This window comes from Legionella gresilensis (genome assembly GCF_900639865.1).
In the GTDB taxonomy this organism is placed as follows: Bacteria; Pseudomonadota; Gammaproteobacteria; order Legionellales; family Legionellaceae; genus Legionella_C; species Legionella_C gresilensis.
Genome location: NZ_CAAAHX010000030.1, coordinates 9716 through 13633, shown reverse-complemented (window position 1 = coordinate 13633; position 3918 = coordinate 9716). Strand labels below are relative to the sequence as shown.

Below are 3918 nucleotides of genomic sequence, written 5' to 3'. Positions count from 1 at the left end.
TGTGCAGACATGCGCTTTATATTTTAAGGTACGAGGGGCGCCCTTTTTAAACGCCAAACTGGCATCTGGATCGGTTTTACTTTGATGGGTTTTATTAGAGATGGTTCGTTTAGAAAGCTTAACACCTCGCTCGCCTTGGTTCGCATCTTCACTGCCTGATTTAGGCACAAGTGAATTAAGAGACGCATTCGCTTGAAACAAGGTACTATCCGTCATGACACTTTTATTGTTAAGCAAACCTGCGTGTTTACATTGTTTAATTATTGCATTGAAAAAGGATTGAAATACCCTAAACGATAACCGCTTAAAAAATCGACTAAGCGAAGAATGGCTTGGTACAGGTGAATCCAACGCTAACCCGCAAAACCAACGGTAACTGACATTGTATTTTACGTCTTCTATCAGGCGCCGGTTTGAAGGTATTGAAAATAAATAACCGATAAGCAACATGCGGAAACACAGTTCTGGGGATATAGAGGGCCTACCATTATTGGCGCTATAGCAAGGTGCAGTTAAGTCATTAACAAAGGAAAAATCAACACACCGGTTAACTTTCCTTAATAAATGAGTTGATGCAATCAGGTTATCTATCATTGAGTTATTCGAATGAATTAATTCATTCCTAAATACACCTTGCATGAGTTAGTACAACTGAGTCAAAAACCGCCGATTAGATCATGCCAGCCTTAATGTGTAAAGTTTTTTCACCTTTTGCAACAGGCCGGACCCTTTTTGAGACTTTTAACCGGATAAAATCTCTACTATATCCAAACTCCTGTATTTACTGTTAAATATATATCCTTACTAAACTTACTTCGCTTCTAATTACCAAAAGACAATGGACTATCTAAAGCATTAATTAATCTAGTCAACATGCAGCATTGTTATTTATATAGTAATTGTTGCAATACTACCACTAAAGCCAACACCAAATGAAATTAATAAAAACGTGCCAGTCATCCGATTATTTATTACTTGATTAAGCATAAATCCAATTGAACAAGAGGATAAATTTGCGAAATTAGATAATACTTCATAAGATATATTGGCCTTATCGGAATGCTTTTCTATTTCTAAATTTTTTATAATTCCATCAATTATCTTTTTACTGCCGGTATGGATTAAAAATCCATCAATATCATTATATGCATAATTAGTATCTTTGTTTGAAACCATTGAATCTGTCAGCAAGCGACTATAAGCCGCTCCCCTAATAGGTACTTTTTTGCTTAATACATAATGAGGGAAACCATCGTAACTAGGCATTTTAGTACCACCTTCATTCATGTATAAGAGCTCTGTATCAGAGCTCTGTATCAGAGCTTTCAATATTAGTAATGTGGTGAAAATCTGTTTTTGTTTCATTATTTCCAAGCAACAATGAAACAGAGCCATCTCCAAACAAATAGCTATTAATTAAATTATGAAGCTTTTCCATCTCCTGCGTTTTTTCATTTTCATCGCAAGCAACATTGCCTAATTCTTTAAATGAAAAGACCTTTCCTTTATCTTCTAAAGAATCAATTAATGCTGTGTGAGCTTCTGATACAGTGATTAATACTTTCTTATCAGGATGGCTAGCAAGATAATCATGCCCAATTTCAAGTGCTTTAATCAAAACAGAGCAACCTTGATTTTGCATGTTAACTACATTAACATCTCGAGGTATTAAATCAGAGGACACTAGAGATAAAATCTCATAGCCTGTACAAGGCAATGGGCGAACAGCCGTATTTGTAATAGCAATAAACAATCCTAATGACTCGCATTTAGCTTTAGCAAGACATTTATGAATCGATTCTACTGCTAAGCCATTTACATCTGTAGTCAGGTTTCTTTTGACTTTTCCGGCCAAATAATCGGGATAATTTTCAACTACAGAATATCGATTTTTTATAGCCATTGATTGAAGCATTTCTGCAACGCCATCTGTGATATACCCATCTAACTTATTGACAAAATCTTCTGATGAAATATATTGAGATGGTAAAGCAGTTGCAATTGATTCGATTCTTATACCCATATGAACACCTCATCTTTACTTAATAGACACATTAACGTTGCTGGACTCTTTGTATTTACCTAAACTATGGTTTATCAACAGTACCTGTAATGTCACGACATGGCAGCCAACTAAAAACCTTTATATCTTTAGACGCAACATTATAGATTTGTACAAGTGTTTCTTTTTTTAAAGCATCAAACTCAAGTTTTGCATTATTAATATCTAAAAGTTTAGGAATTTCATAATGAGTATTTTCTATAATGCTTTTCATCTGACTAACTTGAATGGGGTTGTAATAGTAATAATGATTTTTATCATAAATACATTTAGTAAAAGCTAAATTCTCTATTTCATTAAAAACTTTTATTTTGCTAAATCCTTTAAATTTTTTTTGATAAATGAAACATATCTTATTCATCAAGAAAAATTCTTTAGAAAATCCTGATAGATATTTTGTTAATATTGAGCAATTTACAATAGGTAGGCCTAAGCCAATGTAGTTTAAAAAAAGTAAATTAAAAATTTTGTCAATATAATCCTCCATTTGCTTCTCTTTATGTTGTTTTAAACAATCATGTACAAATCTAAAATCGAGACTAAAACAGGAGAAATTAATATTTTTTTGCAGATACCAAATTACAAAGTAAATATCAAAAGATAAATTAAAGTATTTTTCAGCTAAGGAATCTTGAAGTGCCCTTATTTCATCAGCTAACTTTGGTGTCATCATAGACGTACCGCCAGGCTTTAAATATACACTCATTCCGTTTCTACCATGTTCGTGCAGTGCTAATAATTCTAAATCCATCCTAACCTCACAAAATCAGGTGATTAAATGACGAGAAAATAAAAGTTGAAATAGTGATTTTGGTTAATTATAGTGCAGTATTAAAAATATACAGCTTTATAGGTTAATTTATTGTCAGTATTGTGGAAATTTTTATTTTTGAGTGTGGGATTTGGCGCCTAAAGAATGGAATTAACTGAGTGCTGCGACTAAATGAAGCAACCAAATACATACAAATTTCCAATAATTTCAAAGAAAAATTATTTTTAAATCAGCGGGTTACTATAAATTCAAGTTATTGAGATTTTTGGGTTGCTGAATTTATGCAACACCAATTTTTAGTTAATAATGGTAAGAATCCTCTATTATTGGTTACCTCTAAAGATACTAAAACAAGGCTTATTACAAGAGCGCTCAGCAACGCTAACTAGGTGCTGCAATATTAACGTACGGAATTAAACGGGCTAAGCAAATGTAGTCTTTTCAAGGTGCTTTTATTTTATTTAAACAGGCTAAAGAAGATAACCAAGACACAGTAATTGATAAGTAGTTTCACAAAATCAACGTTTACAAGTTACATCAGAACTCATTACACTTTGCATTATTAACCTTTTTACAAAGCCAGAAATACACTTAGCCTAAAAGAAGGACTTAAATTATTACAATCAGACCAGGCACCACAAGGATTATGGAAATAATCGGATTAGCACAGTTGGTACACAAGCGCTGGCTACGGCTTTAGCTTATCAAAATCAGCTTAACCATAAAAAAATTGTAATAAATGAATTTCTTTTAATAGCGGATAAGAGAAATTTAATTGCGCAGAGTAAAGCCATGATTTACTCTGTTACAACGAATCCAGAGGTGGCTTATAAAGAAGGAAGGGAGGCGCTTCGTGATATCCTTCCTAGAATTATGTTCTTTGCTACGTACCCTGAACAAAAACAATCTTAGCAACCTATCCCGCAAAGGGCGGTAACAGCATAATAAAACAGTTGGCTCTTCTGCAAGGAACACATTTTACAGAGAACCGAAAAAAGACCTAATATTGAAAAGTTTGATAAGCAAATGTAATTAGTCTCAAGAAACCACCCCGGCCTGTTGCAAAAGGTATTGTGTAATTAAA

Annotated in this window: 4 protein-coding genes; all 4 read right to left on the bottom strand. The window is 33.3% G+C overall.

The features are described 5' to 3' along the window. Positions 1–594: transposase (locus E1P04_RS17205; protein ID WP_165482846.1), on the bottom strand; the 594-nt coding region annotated here is incomplete at its 3' end. A gap of 294 nt (positions 595–888) precedes the next feature. Beyond that, positions 889–1287: a 3-oxoacyl-[acyl-carrier-protein] synthase III C-terminal domain-containing protein gene (locus tag E1P04_RS18195; RefSeq protein WP_242604522.1), complete on the bottom strand. Its 399-nt coding sequence runs from the start codon at positions 1285–1287 to the stop codon at positions 889–891. Positions 1288–1303: 16 nt separating this feature from the next. Continuing rightward, on the bottom strand, positions 1304–2023 hold the full coding sequence (locus E1P04_RS18190; protein ID WP_242604521.1) for a beta-ketoacyl-[acyl-carrier-protein] synthase family protein: 720 nt from the start codon (positions 2021–2023) through the stop codon (positions 1304–1306). A 64-nt stretch (positions 2024–2087) separates the two neighbouring features. Continuing rightward, the gene (locus E1P04_RS17195; RefSeq protein WP_131784087.1) at positions 2088–2813 is read right to left on the bottom strand and encodes a hypothetical protein; all 726 of its coding nucleotides are present in this window, start codon (positions 2811–2813) and stop codon (positions 2088–2090) included. Positions 2814–3918: the final 1105 nt, after the last annotated feature.